Source organism: Kluyvera cryocrescens NBRC 102467 (assembly GCF_001571285.1).
GTDB classification, from domain to species: domain Bacteria; phylum Pseudomonadota; class Gammaproteobacteria; order Enterobacterales; family Enterobacteriaceae; genus Kluyvera; species Kluyvera cryocrescens.
Window position 1 is genome coordinate 222,520 of sequence record NZ_BCTM01000001.1, and the last position, 17,153, is coordinate 239,672.

Here is a 17,153-nt window from a genome sequence, read left to right on the forward strand (position 1 = left end):
CAAATCAATTAGGAACACGTAATAACGTCTTCATTTTTTCGCTCCGACAGAGCGTTGTTTTAAGTTCAATCAGCAGTGCATTGCGAGATAACAGAATCACCAGCGCGAAGCTCACTACGCCTGCCAGGACCTGCAGCGCCAACAGCAGCGGCAGAGACACGCTGCCCTCCAGCAACCGGCCAACGGCGTAGCTGGTGACAAGCGTCGGCAGAGACAACCGCAGTGGTAGCCACAGGCTGCTCAGGTAGTCACGGTAGCTTGGTCCCAGCACCGGTTTAATCATCACGAAGTAGCTCAGAATGGTGTTGATGATTTGCACCAGCAGGAAGCCTAAGGTGACGCCAATCGCGCCGCCGAGCTGCCCGCCGATAATCACCGCAGGAATAAATAGGAACGTTTTAAAGACGTTGAATTTAAAGCTGATATCAACCCGTGCTTTTGCCATCAGTAGCGAACCAATCGGATTACCGACCGATCGCAGCAGCCCGACGACGCACAGCAGCTGCAGGATAGGCACGATATGCAGCCACTTTTCGCCAAACACCAGCGGCACGAAGTTATTGCTGACCACCATCAATCCCAGCAGCGCCGGGAAATTAATAATCCCCACCACCGACAGCAGCTTGTAGAAGTTGATCCGCAGCTTCTGGTTATCGTCCTGAATTTTGGCAAAGGCCGGAAACAGCACGCGAGTGATTATCGGATTAAGCTTCATTGGCGGCACTACCGCCACGTTGTAGGCCAGATTGTAGCCGCCGGCGACGCTGGCGCCGAGGATGCGCGCCAGCGTCAGCGTCGACAGGTTGGTATTGACGTAGTTAATGATGCTATCGGCGGTCAGCCATGCGCCAAAGCGCAGGTTTGGCGCCACGGTCGCCAGCGAAAAATGCAGTCCTGGACGGTAGATTTTGCGACCAAAATAGCCGAACAGCAGGGTACGCACCGCGCTGTTGACCAGATAACCGAGAATAGCCGTCATGGCCAGCGGCCAATAGCAGGCGCTAATTACCGTGAAGGTAAACCCGGACAGCACCGCCGCGGTCTCAATCGAACCAATCTTGTTAAATTCCAGTTCTTTTTGCATTAACGCGCGGAACTGCTGGCCGTGGGGGATCACCACAAACGCCAGCGACAGCATTTTAATCAGCGGCGCCAGATCCGGGTTGTGCAACACGTGGGCGATGGTGCCGCTCAGCAGATAAACCGCCGCACACACCACCAGCCCCAGCCCCACGTTCAGCCAGTAGAGCGTGGTCAGCTCCAGATGGCTAATCTCTTTACGCTGGATAATCGAGTTGGCAATGCCAAAATCCGACAGCGTGTCCGCCAGCGCAATGATCACCAGTGACACCGTCAACAGGCCAAACTGGTGGCCATCAAACAGCCGCGCCAGCACGGTCATCTGTGCCAACCCCAGGCCAATAATGACGACCGTGGCCATCGCTGACCATTTCGCGCCGCTGATGGTTTTTTCTCTCAGGCCCATGTCACTTCCTCAATACGCCGCTTTGTTGACAAAGCCTTTGAATACCGTCAGAAAAACAATTCTGATATCGAGCCACAGGCTCCATTCGCGGATGTACTCCAGATCGAACTCCACCCGTTTTTCCATTTTTTCGAGCGTATCGGTTTCCCCGCGCCAGCCGTTGATTTGCGCCCAACCGGTAATCCCGGGTTTCACTTTATGGCGCAGCATGTAGCCTTCGATCAGCTGACGATACTGTTCGTTGTGCGCTACCGCATGCGGACGCGGGCCAACGATGGACATGCCGCCGGTAAGCACATTAATAAACTGCGGCAGCTCATCAAGCGAGGTGCGGCGCAGGAAGTTACCAACGCGGGTCACGCGCGGATCGTTCTGCGTCGCCTGGGTGACGATCGTGTCATTCTCCATCACCTTCATAGAGCGGAATTTCCACACTTTGATAGGCTTACCGTCCATGCCGTAGCGGGTCTGGCGGAAAATAATCGGCCCTGGTGATGTCAGCTTCACCGCCAGCGCGATGCAGCACAGCGCCGGTGAAATGAGCAGCAGAATGCACAGCGCCAGCACAATATCCTCGAGGCGTTTGATGATGCGGTTAACCCCGGACAGCGGCGTGTCGTACAGCGGTACCAGCGGAATACCGTTAACCACTTCCACGCGGGAGTGAAGAATATTGAAGGTGAACACATCCGGGATCAGCAGCACCGAGCAGGTGGTGTCCGCCAGATCGCGCACCAGATTTTTGATATCGCTCTCTTCCTGCATCGTCATCGAGATATAGACGTTATGAATTTTTCCGCTGCGGGCGTCTTCGCGCAGTTGCTCCAGGTTGCCCATCCAGTCGGCATTCACGCCGCCGGGTTTGGCGTCGTAATAGCTGCCGACCACCTCATAGCCGAGCCACGGCTGATTACGGAAACTCTCCAGCAGTTCCTGGCCTTCCGGCATATCGCCGGCCACCGCCACGTAGCGCGTGTTGTAGCCACGGTGACGCAGCACGCCTGCGCCATAGCGAATGAACGCGCGGCTCGCCAGCATGCCGACGGTACTCAGCAGATACCACGCCAGCCACATGCCGAAGTTGGTATTAAAATCGTCGTTGAACGCCAGCAGGCCTGCGGCAAACACCAGGCTCAGCGTCCAGTTTTGCAACAGCAGCAGCAGTTCCGTCGTAATGCGAACGCCGCGCCAGGAGCGATAAAAATCGGTGATGCCACCAATCATCTGGAACACCACCAGCGTGACCAGCGCCATCAGCAAATGCAGGTACAAAAACGGCAGCGCGACGGCCTGACATACCAGCCACAGTCCACCCAACATGATGGTGATGTCTGAAAAACGCTGCACCATTGAGATTAACGATGCATTCGTTTTGGCTCGTTCGCGCTTTATTAGAGTCGTCATCGTTGGTCCTATTTCGTCTGTTAATCCCCTTCCCCAGCCTCCTCCCGGATTAACGAGGGAGAAAACCGCACCACTCATCTCCTCAACCTGCACAGGATCACCGCGAGTGGCTTCTCTCCCCATGGGGAGAGATTGAGGGAAAAGGGGCTCCAATTACTGATTTAGCAACGCCAGAATGTCCTGCGTTCGCGCCTGCATCAGGGGTGAGTTACCGCGCGACTCGACGTTCAATCGCACCACCGGTTCGGTGTTGGAAGAACGCAGGTTGAAGCGCCAGTCGGCAAACGCCAGGCTAATGCCGTCGGTGCGGTCAATCTCCAGCGCACTGCCGGCAAAATGGGCTTCAACGCGGGCAATCGCCGCACCTGGTTCCGCCAGCTTACTGTTGATTTCACCGCTGGCCGGGAATGCGGCCATTCGGTCACGCACCAGTTCGCCCAGCGTTTTGCCCTTCAGGCACAGCAGTTCGCTCACCAGCAGCCACGGGATCATGCCGCTGTCGCAGTAGGCGAAATCACGGAAGTAGTGATGGGCGCTCATCTCGCCGCCGTATACTGCATCGTCCTGGCGCATCCGCTCTTTGATAAACGCATGGCCGGTTTTTGACATCACCGGCGTGCCGCCCGCCGCCGTCACCACATCGACCGTGTTCCACGACAGGCGCGGGTCGTGAATAATGCGCGCACCGGGGTTCTTCTCGAGGAACGCTTCCGCCAACAGGCCAACAATGTAGTAGCCCTCGATAAACTGCCCTTTTTCGTCGAACAGGAAACAGCGGTCAAAATCACCGTCAAAAGCGATGCCCATATCGGCACCGTATTTGATCACCGCATCGCGGGTATCATCGCGACACTCCGGCAGCAGCGGGTTAGGAATACCGTGAGGGAAAGTGCCGTCCGGGGTGTTATGGACTTTAATCAGGCTCACCGGCACGTTCAGCGCCTTAAAGCGGGCTTCCAGCGCATCAATCACCGGGCCCGCCGCGCCGTTACCGGAGTTCACCACCAGCTTCAGCGGCGTCAGGTTTTTGACATCGATATAGCCCAGCAGGTGATCGATATAGGCGTCCTGAAGATTGATGTTCTGGTAGCTGCCGCGCTGGTTTTCATCCACCGGCGGGAAGTCATTGGCCTCGGCCAGACGCTGCACATCGCGCAGGCCGGTATCGCCGCTGATCGGGCGCGCGCCTTCACGCACCAGCTTCATGCCGTTGTAGTCCATCGGATTGTGGCTGGCGGTGACTTCAATGCCACCGTCTACGCCAAGATGGAAAGTGGCAAAATAAATTTCTTCCGTCCCGGAAAGGCCGATGTCCAGAACATCGACGCCCGCGTCGCGCAGACCGCGCGCCAGCGCCATCTTTAACGCCTCGCTGGTCAGTCGTACATCGCCGCCCAGCACGATGGTTTTCGGCTTCAGGTATTCGCCGTAGGCGCGGCCAATGCGCCACGCGATATCTTCGTTGAGCTCTTCGCCCAGCTTGCCGCGGATGTCGTAGGCTTTAAAACAGGTTAATTTTTTCATGTTTTTACCTTTCTTCAGGCAACAGTTGGCCCTAACCACAAGGGTCACACTTTTTACGATTCATGATTTGCCGGATAACGCGACGCGTCCCGGCACGGTCAGCGCGTTAAACTCGCCCGTAGCGGTCCTGGAAACGCACCACATCGTCCTCTTCCAGATAGGCGCCGGAGCGCACTTCAATCAGGTCGAGCGGGATTTTCCCCGGGTTTTCCAGGCAGTGGGTGACGCCGAGCGGAATGTAGATTGATTCGTTTTCGCCCAGCAGCTTGATCTCATCATTAAGGGTGACTTTGGCGGTCCCGGCCACGACGATCCAGTGTTCTGCCCGGTGATGATGCATTTGCAGCGACAGCCCTTCGCCCGGCTTCACGGTAATGCGCTTCACCTGATAGCGGTCGCCAGAATCGATGGAGTCATATTTTCCCCACGGGCGATACACCTCGCGGTGAATATGGTGTTCGTGACGGCCATCGGCTTTAATCCTCTCGACCACCTTTTTCACGTCCTGCACGGCGTTGCGATCGGCGATAAGCACCGCGTCTTTGGTTTGCACCACCACCAAATCCTTTACCCCGATGGTCGTCACCAGCCCCGACTCGGCGTATATGTAGCTGTTTTCGGTTTTATGGCTGATCACGTCGCCGTGGTGGACGTTGCCTTCCGCCGAGTGGTTGCTGATTTCCCACAGCGATGACCACGAACCCACGTCGCTCCAACCGGCATCCATCGGTACCACAACCGCATCGGCCGTGCGCTCCATCACCGCATAGTCGATTGACTCGTCCGGGCAGCTCAGGAAGGCTTCTTCATCGACGCGGATAAAATCAAGATCCGGGTCGGTAATATCCATCGCCTTCTCGCAGGCGCTGAGAATATCCGGGCGATATTTACCCAGTTCCTCCAGGTAACGACCGGCGCGGAACAAGAACATGCCGCTATTCCAGTAGTATTCGCCGCAGGCCACGTAGGCCTGAGCCGTTTCAAGATTCGGTTTTTCGACAAACTGCGCGACTTCAAAAGCCAGCGTATCGTCAACGCCTAGACTGACCTCGCCGCGACGAATATAGCCATAGCCGGTTTCCGGCAGCGACGGCACGATACCGAAGGTCACCAGCTTGCCGCTTTCGGCATACGGCGTGGCTTCACGCACTGCGGCGCGAAACGCATCTTCATTCTGAATTACATGGTCCGCCGCCAGGACCAGCATCAGCGGGTCGTTTTCCGGTTCACGGCGTTTTGCCGCCAGCGCCGCCAGCGCAATCGCCGGCGCGGTATTTCTCCCCGCGGGTTCCAGAATGATATTCTCGGTCAGCTTATTCAGCTGATGTAGCTGCTCGGCCACAATAAATCGGTGCTGCTCATTGCAGATCACCACCGGGCTCGCGCACTTCACGCCTTCCAGACGATTCACCGTCGCTTGCAGCATGGTCATATCGCCTTTCAGGCACAGGAACTGCTTAGGATAAAGCACTCGGGACAACGGCCACAGGCGGCTGCCCGAGCCACCGGCCATCACGACCGGGAAAAGCGTAGAATGACTCATCGTTTAACCCCGAATATCAGCAATAAATTGGTTAAGAACGTGCTCTTTATCGAGCGCGCGTTCTGCCCAGTCTCGGGCGACAGCATTTTGTTTTGGCATCATCAGCGCCTGTTCAATCCCTTCCACTAACGCCGGAACCGATTCAGGCGTGACGCATACGGCAATGCCCGGATTGTCTTGACACAGTTGGCCAAGCTCGGTGTCGGCTTCGGCGGTGATGACTGCATTCCCGCCTACCGCCAGAATATTGGTCAGCTTGGAGGGCAACACGGCATCGGCCGCGCCGCGCTTTTGAATCACCAGATGGCAATCACCTATTGCCAGCAGCGCCGGTAAATCTTCATATGATTGCAGCGGCAAAAACTTGACGTTCTCCAGCCCGCGTTCAGCCGCCAGTTTTTCCAGTCTCGCCTTGCCGCCGCCCTGGCCGACAATCACAAACAGCCACGGTTGTTCGCGGAGCTGGTCGGCGGCGTCAATCACGCTCTCCAGCCCCTGTTTTTCCCCGATATTGCCGGAGTAGAGAATGATTTTTCGCGCGTCGTCTAAACCCAAACGCTGGCGTAAAGCGATAACCAACGTTTCCGGGACGTCGCGGAAACGGGCGACTTCGGACCAGTTAGGGAAGAAAATCACCTTCTCTGCCGGCACCCCTTTTTCACAGGCCTTATTCATCATGGAGCGTGAGATCGTCGACACGTTATCGACGTTATGCAGGCCGCTGCGTTCAAACGCGCTGGCGAGCTTCGCTACCTTGCCAGACTTACCTTTACCCGCCATTCCCAGCCCGAGCATGGCGTCCACTTCATAATCCTGAATATGCAGCAGCGTGCGCGCACCGGAGAGTTTCGCTAACAGGCGCATCCCCGGCGTGCAGAACAGGGTCGGCACTACGCCGATAATGCGATCCGGCTTCCAGCGACGCTGGGCCATCAGCGGGAAGAAGCTGCTCAGCGCAAAGCTGCCCAGATGCATTAACCGCTTGAGGGTCGACGGCTGTTTCGGTACGTACAGCGGACAGCGCCACACGGTGGCATCGCCCTCTTCCCGGCGGTAGCGCCAGCTTGAATAGTTCACGCCAACCTGCCATTCCGGATAGTACGGCGGCGCGGTAATCACCCGCACCTCGTGGCCCTGACGCGCCATCCACTCCACCATTTCGCCGGTGTACTTACCGATACCGGTCAATTCAGGCGAGTAATTAATGCCATACACCAGAATTTTCATAGACCCGGTACCTCAGCCATTTTGTCGACGCGGAAATAGGCGCGGCTGTTGTCATGAACGTTGTCCGCCTCCAGCAGCGCCTGCGGGGTAAGCCAACGGTATTCGTTATGCTGAGCCGCCGGCAGCGTGAGGGTGTCGGCATCCACCTGCACACGGAATCCCAGCACAATGTAGTGCGTGGAAAAATCCGTGCCGGAGAAGTTGTCATCATAGAAATGCTGCCAGACGCCGTAGAAGCGGCCCGCCGTCATTGGCAGGCTCAGCCCCAGTTCAGCTTCAGTCAGACGAGCAAACGCCTCGGCCAGCGGTTCATCCTTTTGTACACGACCGCCAGGCACAAACCAAAAACCCTGCGCCGGACGGTTGGTACGTTTGCCCAGCAGAATCTCGCCCTGCGCGTTCTCGACGATCAAATCGATAGAGATAAGCGGCGTAGACTGCACGACGGTGGCAAAAGCTTGCTGGCTAAGAAACATCGGTTACCCCCGAAAGCGCTGCTGGTTTTCTAAAAACCACTGGTAGGTGCTGGCAAGGCCCGCTTCCAGCGAGATTTCGTGATACCAGCCCAACTGGTGAAGTCGCGAAACGTCCAGCAATTTGCGCGGCGTGCCATCTGGTTTGGTGGCGTCAAACACCACGCGCCCCTTAAAGCCCACCACTTTCGCCAGCGTCTGCGCCAGCTCACGGATGGTGCAGTCCACGCCGGTGCCGACGTTAATGTGTGACAGCATCGGCTGGGTGTTTTCCAGCCATACGCTGCGATCCAACTCCATCACATGGATGCTCGCCGCCGCCATGTCGTCCACGTGCAGGAACTCACGCATCGGCGTACCGCTGCCCCACACCACCACGTCGCTGGCATTTTGTTGTACCGCCTCATGGAAGCGGCGCAGCAGCGCCGGGATCACGTGCGAATTGCTTGGATGGAAGTTGTCGTTCGGCCCGTAAAGATTGGTAGGCATCACCGAGCGATAGTCACGATTGTGCTGACGGTTGTAGGACTCACACAGTTTAATACCGGCGATTTTGGCAATCGCGTACGGCTCATTGGTGGCCTCTAGCGTCCCCTGCAACAGTTCGCTTTCGTGCATCGGCTGGTTCGCCATCTTCGGATAGATGCACGATGAACCGAGGAACAACAGCTTATTCACGTTGTGGCTATGCGCCGCGTGAATAATGTTGCTTTCGATCATCATGTTCTCGTAGATGAAATCCGCCGGGAAAGTGTTGTTGGCCACAATGCCGCCCACCTTCGCCGCCGCCAGATACACCTGGTCAATGTTTTCGCGGGCGAAGAAATCATTCACCTCGCGGCTGTCCAGCAGATTAAGCTCATCGCGGCTGCGCAGAACCAGATCCACGTTACCGCGCTGCTCAAGCTGTCGAACGATGGCCGAGCCCACCATTCCCCGGTGGCCCGCCACAAAAATACGTTGTCGGGTCATACTCAGGACTCCAGCGCAATCGCCACTTCGTAGCCATGGGATTTCAGCAAGGAATGTTTCTTCGCTGCTTCGAGGTCGTTGGCCACCATTTCAGAAACCATTTCCTTCAGGGTGATTTCTGGTTTCCAGCCCAGCTTCTCGTGCGCTTTGGTTGGGTCGCCGAGCAGGGTTTCCACTTCCGCCGGACGGAAGTAGCGCGGATCAACGGCCACCATCACATCCCCCGGCTTCACGCCAGGTGCATCGTGACCGGTGACGGAAACCACGATCCCCTTCTCTTCGACGCCGGTACCTTCAAAGCGCAGTTTAATGCCCAATTGAGCGGCGGCCATTTCCACGAACTGGCGAACTGAATACTGCACGCCGGTGGCAATCACGAAATCTTCCGGTTGATCCTGTTGCAGCATCATCCACTGCATTTTCACGTAGTCCTTGGCATGGCCCCAATCGCGCAGGGAATCCATGTTGCCGAGATACAGGCACTTCTCTAGCCCTTGGGCGATGTTGGCGATAGCGCGGGTAATTTTACGCGTTACGAAAGTCTCACCACGACGCGGGGATTCATGGTTGAACAGAATGCCGTTACAGGCGTACATCCCATAGGATTCGCGGTAGTTAACGGTGATCCAATAGGCGTAAAGCTTGGCAACCGCATACGGCGAGCGCGGGTAAAACGGTGTGGTTTCTTTCTGTGGAATTTCCTGCACCAGGCCGTAAAGCTCGGAGGTGGATGCCTGATAGAAACGGGTTTTCTTCTCCAGCCCTAAGAAGCGAATCGCCTCCAGCAGGCGCAGCGTCCCCATCGCATCGACATCAGCGGTATATTCCGGCGATTCAAACGACACGGCAACGTGGCTCATGGCTCCCAGGTTATACACTTCATCCGGCTGCACTTCCTTGAGAATACGCGTCAGGTTTGAGCTGTCGGTCAAATCGCCATAGTGCAGGTGAAATTTCGGGTTGCTGCTGTGTGGATCCTGGTAGATGTGATCGACACGTTCGGTGTTGAAGGAGGAAGCACGACGTTTGATCCCGTGAACTTCATATCCTTTTTCCAGCAGCAGTTCCGCCAGATAAGAACCATCCTGCCCGGTTACGCCGGTAATAAGTGCGACTTTCGACATTATATTTTTCCTCAATATAGTCCCGTTTAGGGAGTAACTTTCTCTACGCGTTCGCGCGTGACCACTGCGGGATTGCCACGACAAATCATATTTGCCGGTAGCGATTTAAAAACGCTGCTGCGGGCACCCACTATCGTGCCGTCGCCTATCGTTATACCGGGAGCAACAAACACATCCGTTGCCAGCCAGCATTTCTCACCGACCACAATCGGAGCGGCATTAATATCAAAATGCGCACTCTGATAATCATGGCTGCCGGTGCATAAATAACACTTCTGCGAGACCACTGAATTAGCACCAAGGGTAATATTCCCGAGGGTATACAGCACCGCGTCATCCCCCACCCAAGCATCATCACCAATCGTTAACTTCCATGGATAAGTAATTTTTACCGACGGGCGAATAACTACGTTTTTTCCTATTTTTGCGCCAAACAGGCGTAATAAAAATGCTCGCCAGCGGTAGAGTATTTGCGGTGACCAGGCAAATAGTGTGGCCTGAACCGCCCACCAGATTTGAACTTTAATGCCGCTAGCACCGCGAAATCCGTTGGGAACTTTAAATCCTGACAACTCCTGCATCTTATTTCCTTAGGCCTTGTTATACAGCGCCTTGGTTTTACCGGTGGTGCGCAGGCGTAATAAATAAGATAACTCTGTCAACAATGCTGGCATGCACAATATTTCACGCTGAACTTTTTTTGCATCCTGACACAGTTGAACATTATTTGTGGTTGATACGCCGCCCATTGAAAATTCAGACACCAGCCCTTTTATGCGTTTAAAACGATAGCCCGATTTATACATTCTGGCCGTCAACGCATAATCCGATGACACGCGATACTGAACGTCATAGGGATAATCTTGCAGGCCGCGCAGCGGAAAGAAAATCGCCTGATGGCTGGCCGGCAGGCTGTGATAAATATACCAGCCGCGTTTGGCACTGCGGCGCACCTGATGGCCATCACCAAAGTCCAGCATCGCATCGCCGAGGAACATGGCATCGTCATTCTGACCACGCAGTTGGCGAACAAACTGCGCCACCTCCGGATGGAAGCTGTCACCGGAATTCAGGAACAGCACAAACTTGCCGTTAGCCATGCGAATGCCTTTATTCATCGCATCATACAGGCCCTTATCTGGCTCACTGACGTAACGTAACTGGTACTGGCCATTACGTTTTTCGAGAAATTCTGCCGTACCGTCATTCGACCCGCCGTCGACCACAATCCACTCAAAGGTCAGACTCGGATCCCCCGCCAAATGAGCCAGCGAGCGCCAGGTTTTCACCACCCCTTCGTAGTTGCGAAAGGCTACGGTAACCACACTTAACAACATGTTTCACCTCATCTGCTATCAGCAATATTCAGCGCTTTACGCAGAATAAAAGGACAAACAATTAAAAACGCATATTCCGGGCTAAATATCGAACCGGTAAAAAATAACGATATCGGCGTGAAAAGATACAGCTGCACGGCGAAATTGCGATTATTCCCAAAAGCATTAATGAACAATTTAAAAACGTAATACAGATAGCCAGCAGTTAATATCACCGCAAACCATGAAAAATAAATCATTAACAGATACAGACCATTGTCTATGGTTTTCCCGACGTCCGCACCGTTAAATATTCCGAATGATGCAACATATTCGTAAAGAGAACCAAAACGGATTACGCCATCAATACTTGTCAATGAGTAACCGACCATCACCAGCGGACCAATAATACGGTAATAGGATGATGAGCCTTCCGTCCCCAGATCCCCCAGGCGTGTTGCGATATACGGGAAGGCAAATACCAGCCCGACTAAAAATACGCCCAGAGAGATAATCGCCAACGGCAGTTTTTTCTTAATCGCTTCTTTGTTCAGATACTGGAATGCCCACTCCAGCAGGTAGAACAGGATAAATGTCATTACCCCAGAGAACGATCCAGAAAGAATTATCCCTGCCAGAATCATAGCATCAGACTTCGGCGTTTTGATACCAAACTGTTTGATGCAAAGCCAAATTGAGATTAGTGCCAGAGCGAAGAAGGCGGGTTCAAAATAAAGAGCGGTTGTTCGCTTACCACCGAATTTGATGAAATTCAGTACGTAGCTATTACTGTATATAAGATATTTCGAAATTATCTCAATCAGACTACTGCCGCCAAACAGAATAATCTGAGCCATTTCGAGCGCCGCCAACAGCACAATAATGGTAACCACCACATAGAAAAAGCGCAGTATTTTACGATGGTTATGCGGCGAAATGGTTTTGAAGCGAATACTCCAGACCATACCGATAATAATCACGATATAGACGAACAGCATTGTCGAGGTGACATATTTGCTCGGATCCAGCGATTGACCAAACACGTAGTTAAACAGCGTCAGTCCCCCCCCCAGCCCGAGCGCAATCATCAATTTTTTGAGATTGATGCGTTCGACAAACAGCAGCAGCAGCGCAGGCAGAAAGGTTACGATGGTAATCGGGAAGCTCTCGCCCAACTGTGCCAGTTTGACGTTAACCAGCAGATAGATGAGCGGCAGCAGCAGATAGCTACAGACTCTGATAGAACGAGACATATTCCTCCAGCATCTGTTGCCCACTGTAGGCCTGACGGCTGCGCGCGCTAAAGCGCTCAAGCGTGGTGCCAAATATCGCCTGCGCAATCTGCGCTTTTGGCTGCTGCACCAGCGTTAACACCTCACGTTCATCAACCGTGTGGCCACCGGATTTTTCCAACACCTCTTTGGCGGCGTCGCTGTGGGTGGCAATCACCGGCACGCCAATGGAAAGCGCTTCGCAGAGGATCAGCGGATAGTTATCCACCCGGGAGCTAAACAGCAGCGCATCAAGCGGATTCAGTTCGCTCATCAGCTGGCGCTTATCGGTCAGAAAGCCGTGATTCACCACGTTGTCACCCGTAAAGGGCGAGAATTTACCGAAGGTATGGATTTCGACCTTGTCGCCGAGAGCGATGATATCGCGCACCAACTGCTGATTGGTTTTACCGTCATAGCGCAGGTCGTGCGCCACGACGGCAATTTTTGGCCGCGTAGCGCTGGCTTTGATCGGCGTTAATTCGGCCAGAATGGCTTCCGTCGCGACGTCAATACCGTTATTGATAATCTGACAGCGCCCTGCCCCATAGAGGCTATTAAACGCATCGGCGACGTGTTGGCTTGGCGAGATAAAGCGGCAGCCAAGCGCCAGCATTTGGCGGAACAAGTGCCGTTTTTCATCCACCAGCTGGTGTGCGCGGTCAACCTTCACCGGTGGGTAGTTGTTCAGCGTCGGACACTTCTGGCAACCGCTTTTCCAGCCTTCGCAGCCGTCGAGGAATGCGCAGCGCCCGGTCACGCTCCAATGGTCATGCAGCGTCCAGATAAAGGTCACATCGTTTTTATGCCCTTTCACGCGCTCGCAAAAATTCACCACGTCGGCCAAATTCAGCCAGTAGCTGTGCATCACATGAAAATGCAGCACCACTGGGCCATCCAGACGCGTGACCTGCCGATAGAGGTTGTTTAGGTTGCCAAACAGATCGCGGTTAAACAGGCGAAAAAGCGCCAGATTGGCGACCGATGTCAGCCGCGCGGTCTGCTTCACCACCTGCGGATAGCGATCGTGGCTAACGCTTTTTTTACCGCCTTTGCCGTAACCGTAGACAAACGTTGAGCTTAACCCCTGGCGCAGCGCGCGCTGATGTAAGTCGAGCGCGACGCCTGCCGCCCCGCCTTCGGCCAGGCGAACATTGAATTGCAGAATATTCATTTGATTACCTTCACTCGCGCCTTTTCACCCACCACCAGCGCATTATCGGGAACGTCGTCGAGCACCACGCTGCCCGCGCCTACCGTCACGTTGTTGCCGATGCGGATACCGCCGATGATCACCACGTTGGCGCCAAGTTCAACGCCGTTGCCCAGGGTCGGACAATCCAGGCTGTTGGGGCCTCGATTACCCAGGGTGACGCCGTGGCGGATGGTGAAATCGTCCCCTGCCACCACGTTTTTATTAATCACCACCGCATAGCCGTGATGGATAGTGAAGCGTCGGCCAATGGTCGCCGCGGCCTGAATTTCATAACCGAAAAAGCATTCGGTGATGATGCGATACAGCACCAGTACCGGCGCAGCCCACAAATTGTTAAGCACGTTTTTTTTGCGCCACACCGAGCAGAAGTGAGCAATGCGATAGGCGGTCACCATACAGCAGGGGCGCAGGCTCCAGCTGTTTGCGCGTAAGTCTTCCAGCAGCATTATTTACTCCGTAGCCCATCGACCCAGCGTTTACCGTTACGCACCGACAGCAGCGTAATAAACGTCTTCCACGTCATGCGTTTATTGCGGATCTGGTAGAGCGTGAACAGCTGATACTTCTTACTCGCCCGGTCAAACTTAGCTTTGTGCTTGCGGTAAAAGCTGAAGTAGCCGGAAAATTTTTTCGGCGATGAGGTGATCTGCATTTCGCCGTGGTTGATATGCAGAATTTGCGTTGCCGCTTCAATTTTCCACGGCTCACCGTAGGCCACCACCATGCGCAGGAAGATGTCATAGTCCTGGGCCGCCTTCAGTTCGGTATCAAACAGGCTCTCTTTAAAGCGCCATGCCCAGCTAAAAACCTGGTTACCGATAATGTTGCGCTTATAAAACAGCGGACGGGAGAATGGCGATTTCGGATACAGCGGCAGGCTGGCAGGCTGCGAATAGACCTCCCCTTCGCAGACATAATCGTTGGCGTATAAAAACGCATGCCCCATTAACTCGTGCTTATGTTCAAGGAAGATCGAGAGGCGGTTCGGCGTCCACTCATCGTCATCGTCAATACCGGTAATAAACTGGCCTCTGGCCTGCAGGATGGCCTGGTTACGTACCGCGCAAGCGCCGGAGTTAAAATCGTTGCGGGTGTACTGCACGCGAGCATCATTCAGTTCGGCCACAAACTGCTGGAGCTGCTCATACTGGCTTGAGCAGTCATCCACAATAATCATCTCCCAATGGGGATAGTCCTGGCGCAGGATCGATTTGATCGCGCGAATCGCCAACTGCTGTCGATTCCAGGTTGGCATATAGATGGAGATCAATGGGTTATCTGTTGTCATTGGGTATCCCCGAATAAGCGGTTGAGCGGTATTTCCCCTCACCCTTTCCTCTCAGGGGAAAGGGTATCGTTCAGGTCTTTCCTGAAGAAAAGAGTCTGCGATTCTCGGCCTCTCCCCAAGGAGAGGCTGGGTGGGGAAGAAAGGTTATTTCGAATCCGACTGGTACTCGTACTCGTAGTAACCGTAATCCTGATAGCCGGTCGCACGGCGGAATATGGAGTTAAGGATCACCCCTTTCACCGTGATGCCGTTTTGCTCAAAGCGGTTCAGACTGGTTTCGACCTCTTTCAGAGTGTTGACCGCGTAGCGCGTCACCATCAGCGTGGTGCCGGCATGGCGCCCGACGATGGCGGCATCGGTGACGGCCAGAATCGGCGGTGTATCAATCAGCACCAGGTCATAGTTCGCCGAGCCCCACTTCAGCAATTCACTAAAGCGTTCACTCATCAGCAGTTCTGATGGATTTGGTGGCACCTGGCCACGTGGGATAAGGTCTAGATTGGCGATTGCGGTGCGTTTCGCGCTGCTTTCAATGGTTGATTTACCTACCAGCACATCCGACAGACCGTTGTCGTTAGTGGTCCCCAGCAGTTCGTGGGAATAGCCTTTACGCATATCACAGTCGATCATCAGTACGCGTTTATGAGTTTGGCTAATCACCGCCGCGAGGTTGGCGCAGACGAAGGTTTTACCGATAGACGGACTGACCCCCGTCATCATCAGCACGTTGTTCTCCGCCTGCATCATGGCGAAGTGCAGGCTGGTACGCAGGCTGCGAATAGCTTCAATCGCCAGGTCCGTTGGGTTCCCCACCGCCAGCAGTTGACTCTGCTTGTAGCGCTTCACGCCGTTAACGCTTTTGACGCTGTCGTGGGATTTTTGCCACTCCGAAAGCGGGATGCTGGCATACACGTTGATGCCATGTTCTTCCAGCGCCTGCGGGCTTTCGATACCACGGTTGAACAGCGAGCGCAGCAGAACCCCAACAATAGAGAGCATTAGGCCAAGAATAATGCTGCCCAGAATAATCAGCGCTTTCTTCGGCTTCACCACCCCCGGCTGGGTAATGGCTGGGTCAACGATACGCACATCGCCCACGGTGCTGGCTTTGGTGATTTTCAGTTCCTGCTGTTTATTCAGCAGCTGCATATAAACCTGCTGGCCGGATTCCACATCGCGGGTCAGACGCACAATTTCCTGCTGGGTTTTCGGCATCGCCGTGACGCGCTGGCTCAGCTTCGCTTTCTCTTCTTCCAGCGCCCGCCGTTTTTCCAGCAGCGTGCGGTACGCCGGGTGAATACGGGTGTAGAGTTTGGAAATTTCGGCTTCGCGGAAGGTCAGCTCGTTAAGCTGGGCATCAATGTTGACCATGGAATCAAGCACCGATTTTGCTTCCAGCGGCAGATCCACAGAGTCCTTTTGCTGGCGATAGGCATTGAGCTTATTCTCAGCGACATCCAGCTGACTGCGCACCTGCGGGAGCTGAACTTCGAGGAATTCAAGACTCTTCGCCGCCTCTTCCGACTTACGCGCGACGTTTTGCGCCACGTAGTTGCGAGCGATGCTGTTAAGAATATCGCGGATCTGATCTTTATCTTCACCGACCATGTTCAGCGTCAGCACGCCGGAGTCCTTACCATCTTCCGTCACGCCCAGGCTGTTTTGCAGGGTATTGATCATGCCCAGGGTCGAGTATTTAGTCAGCGTAAAGCTGGCGCCATCGTGGGCCGCTATTCCGGCTACCATCAGCGACACGCCGCCTTTGTTAACCACCTCACCCACTTTACCTTCAACGCTAAAACCATCGTCATTGCTCAGGCGATAGCTCGTTGGGCTCAGAACCTCCAGCGTAAAGGTGCTATCCGCCATCGCCGCTGGGCGATTAAAGGTGGTCACCTTTACCGTCTCGTTCTGGCGACCCATCAGTCGTTCCCAGCCGGCGCCCAGAATAGGGAACGTGTTCTTACTGACCGCAATATCCAGATCCAGATCGTCGACGGTTTTCCCCAGCACCAGACGCGACGTGATCATCTGGATCTCCGCCTCGGAGGCCGGCGGCTTACTGGTTAACGCATTGCTGATATCTTGCACCAGCGCGCTGCCCTGATTTTGCTCAATACGAACCAGCGCATCTGCACTATAGATAGGCGTCGCGAACAGAGTGTAGATAATCGCGGCGGCGGCAAAGACGGCGGTAATGCCAAGAACCCACCATTTTGCTTCAATGACCGTGCCAACAAGGCGGCCAATATCAATCTCATCACCGCCCGAGACCGGCGGGCTTATCTGTTTTACTTTATCTGTCATGG

The 17,153-nt window shown here is 54.6% G+C and carries 15 protein-coding genes; all 15 read right to left on the bottom strand.

The genetic code is table 11. The annotated features are described in order from the left end of the window. Window positions 1–4 precede the first annotated feature (4 nt). Complete coding sequence (locus KCR01S_RS01140) at window positions 5–1,486, bottom strand: MOP flippase family protein (RefSeq protein ID WP_061279321.1); 1,482 nt, start codon at window positions 1,484–1,486, stop codon at window positions 5–7. 9 nt (window positions 1,487–1,495) lie between these two features. Next, on the bottom strand, window positions 1,496–2,890 hold the full coding sequence (gene wcaJ / locus KCR01S_RS01145; protein WP_061279322.1) for an undecaprenyl-phosphate glucose phosphotransferase: 1,395 nt from the start codon (window positions 2,888–2,890) through the stop codon (window positions 1,496–1,498). 153 nt (window positions 2,891–3,043) lie between these two features. After that, window positions 3,044–4,414 carry a colanic acid biosynthesis phosphomannomutase CpsG gene (cpsG, locus tag KCR01S_RS01150; protein WP_061279323.1) on the bottom strand — a complete coding sequence of 457 codons (1,371 nt, stop codon included), beginning with the start codon at window positions 4,412–4,414 and terminating at the stop codon, window positions 3,044–3,046. Window positions 4,415–4,520: 106 nt separating this feature from the next. After that, complete coding sequence (gene cpsB, locus KCR01S_RS01155; protein WP_061279324.1) at window positions 4,521–5,957, bottom strand: mannose-1-phosphate guanyltransferase; 1,437 nt, start codon at window positions 5,955–5,957, stop codon at window positions 4,521–4,523. A gap of 3 nt (window positions 5,958–5,960) precedes the next feature. Next, on the bottom strand, window positions 5,961–7,184 hold the full coding sequence (gene wcaI / locus KCR01S_RS01160; RefSeq protein WP_061279325.1) for a colanic acid biosynthesis fucosyltransferase WcaI: 1,224 nt from the start codon (window positions 7,182–7,184) through the stop codon (window positions 5,961–5,963). After that, window positions 7,181–7,660, bottom strand: coding sequence for a GDP-mannose mannosyl hydrolase (locus KCR01S_RS01165; RefSeq protein ID WP_061279326.1), 480 nt, complete (start codon window positions 7,658–7,660; stop codon window positions 7,181–7,183). The genes wcaI and KCR01S_RS01165 overlap by 4 nt, the downstream gene beginning before the upstream one ends. A gap of 3 nt (window positions 7,661–7,663) precedes the next feature. After that, window positions 7,664–8,629: a GDP-L-fucose synthase gene (fcl, locus tag KCR01S_RS01170; RefSeq protein ID WP_061279327.1), complete on the bottom strand. Its 966-nt coding sequence runs from the start codon at window positions 8,627–8,629 to the stop codon at window positions 7,664–7,666. A gap of 2 nt (window positions 8,630–8,631) precedes the next feature. Then, complete coding sequence (gene gmd, locus KCR01S_RS01175) at window positions 8,632–9,753, bottom strand: GDP-mannose 4,6-dehydratase (RefSeq protein WP_061279328.1); 1,122 nt, start codon at window positions 9,751–9,753, stop codon at window positions 8,632–8,634. A 26-nt stretch (window positions 9,754–9,779) separates the two neighbouring features. Beyond that, window positions 9,780–10,334 (bottom strand): colanic acid biosynthesis acetyltransferase WcaF, encoded by a 555-nt coding sequence (gene wcaF, locus KCR01S_RS01180; RefSeq protein WP_061279329.1) that lies wholly within the window; start codon window positions 10,332–10,334, stop codon window positions 9,780–9,782. Between the two features lie 9 nt (window positions 10,335–10,343). After that, window positions 10,344–11,090 carry a colanic acid biosynthesis glycosyltransferase WcaE gene (wcaE, locus tag KCR01S_RS01185; RefSeq protein WP_061279330.1) on the bottom strand — a complete coding sequence of 249 codons (747 nt, stop codon included), beginning with the start codon at window positions 11,088–11,090 and terminating at the stop codon, window positions 10,344–10,346. A gap of 8 nt (window positions 11,091–11,098) precedes the next feature. Continuing rightward, window positions 11,099–12,322, bottom strand: a complete 1,224-nt coding sequence (gene wcaD, locus KCR01S_RS01190) for a colanic acid polymerase WcaD (protein ID WP_061279331.1) — start codon at window positions 12,320–12,322, stop codon at window positions 11,099–11,101. Further along, entirely contained in the window at window positions 12,297–13,514 is a 1,218-nt protein-coding gene (gene wcaC / locus KCR01S_RS01195; RefSeq protein ID WP_061279332.1) for a colanic acid biosynthesis glycosyltransferase WcaC, read from the bottom strand. Before wcaC ends, wcaD begins: the two co-directional genes overlap by 26 nt. Then, on the bottom strand, window positions 13,511–13,999 hold the full coding sequence (wcaB, locus tag KCR01S_RS01200) for a colanic acid biosynthesis acetyltransferase WcaB (RefSeq protein ID WP_112202736.1): 489 nt from the start codon (window positions 13,997–13,999) through the stop codon (window positions 13,511–13,513). Before wcaB ends, wcaC begins: the two co-directional genes overlap by 4 nt. A gap of 2 nt (window positions 14,000–14,001) precedes the next feature. Continuing rightward, complete coding sequence (gene wcaA / locus KCR01S_RS01205; RefSeq protein ID WP_061279334.1) at window positions 14,002–14,844, bottom strand: colanic acid biosynthesis glycosyltransferase WcaA; 843 nt, start codon at window positions 14,842–14,844, stop codon at window positions 14,002–14,004. Between the two features lie 144 nt (window positions 14,845–14,988). After that, the gene (gene wzc, locus KCR01S_RS01210) at window positions 14,989–17,151 is read right to left on the bottom strand and encodes a tyrosine-protein kinase Wzc (protein ID WP_061279335.1); all 2,163 of its coding nucleotides are present in this window, start codon (window positions 17,149–17,151) and stop codon (window positions 14,989–14,991) included. Between the last annotated feature and the right edge of the window lie 2 nt (window positions 17,152–17,153).

Bases quoted from the DNA above. Each gene is read 5' to 3' on its own strand.
- wcaA (WP_061279334.1), bottom strand. From the start codon at position 14,844: ATGACAACAGATAACCCATTGATCTCCATCTATATGCCAACCTGGAAT.
- fcl (WP_061279327.1), bottom strand. From the start codon at position 8,629: ATGACCCGACAACGTATTTTTGTGGCGGGCCACCGGGGAATGGTGGGC.
- wzc (WP_061279335.1), bottom strand. From the start codon at position 17,151: ATGACAGATAAAGTAAAACAGATAAGCCCGCCGGTCTCGGGCGGTGAT.
- cpsG (WP_061279323.1), bottom strand. From the start codon at position 4,414: ATGAAAAAATTAACCTGTTTTAAAGCCTACGACATCCGCGGCAAGCTG.
- KCR01S_RS01165 (WP_061279326.1), bottom strand. From the start codon at position 7,660: ATGTTTCTTAGCCAGCAAGCTTTTGCCACCGTCGTGCAGTCTACGCCG.
- KCR01S_RS01140 (WP_061279321.1), bottom strand. From the start codon at position 1,486: ATGGGCCTGAGAGAAAAAACCATCAGCGGCGCGAAATGGTCAGCGATG.
- wcaD (WP_061279331.1), bottom strand. From the start codon at position 12,322: ATGTCTCGTTCTATCAGAGTCTGTAGCTATCTGCTGCTGCCGCTCATC.
- cpsB (WP_061279324.1), bottom strand. From the start codon at position 5,957: ATGAGTCATTCTACGCTTTTCCCGGTCGTGATGGCCGGTGGCTCGGGC.
- gmd (WP_061279328.1), bottom strand. From the start codon at position 9,753: ATGTCGAAAGTCGCACTTATTACCGGCGTAACCGGGCAGGATGGTTCT.
- wcaE (WP_061279330.1), bottom strand. From the start codon at position 11,090: ATGTTGTTAAGTGTGGTTACCGTAGCCTTTCGCAACTACGAAGGGGTG.
- wcaF (WP_061279329.1), bottom strand. From the start codon at position 10,334: ATGCAGGAGTTGTCAGGATTTAAAGTTCCCAACGGATTTCGCGGTGCT.
- wcaC (WP_061279332.1), bottom strand. From the start codon at position 13,514: ATGAATATTCTGCAATTCAATGTTCGCCTGGCCGAAGGCGGGGCGGCA.
- wcaI (WP_061279325.1), bottom strand. From the start codon at position 7,184: ATGAAAATTCTGGTGTATGGCATTAATTACTCGCCTGAATTGACCGGT.
- wcaJ (WP_061279322.1), bottom strand. From the start codon at position 2,890: ATGACGACTCTAATAAAGCGCGAACGAGCCAAAACGAATGCATCGTTA.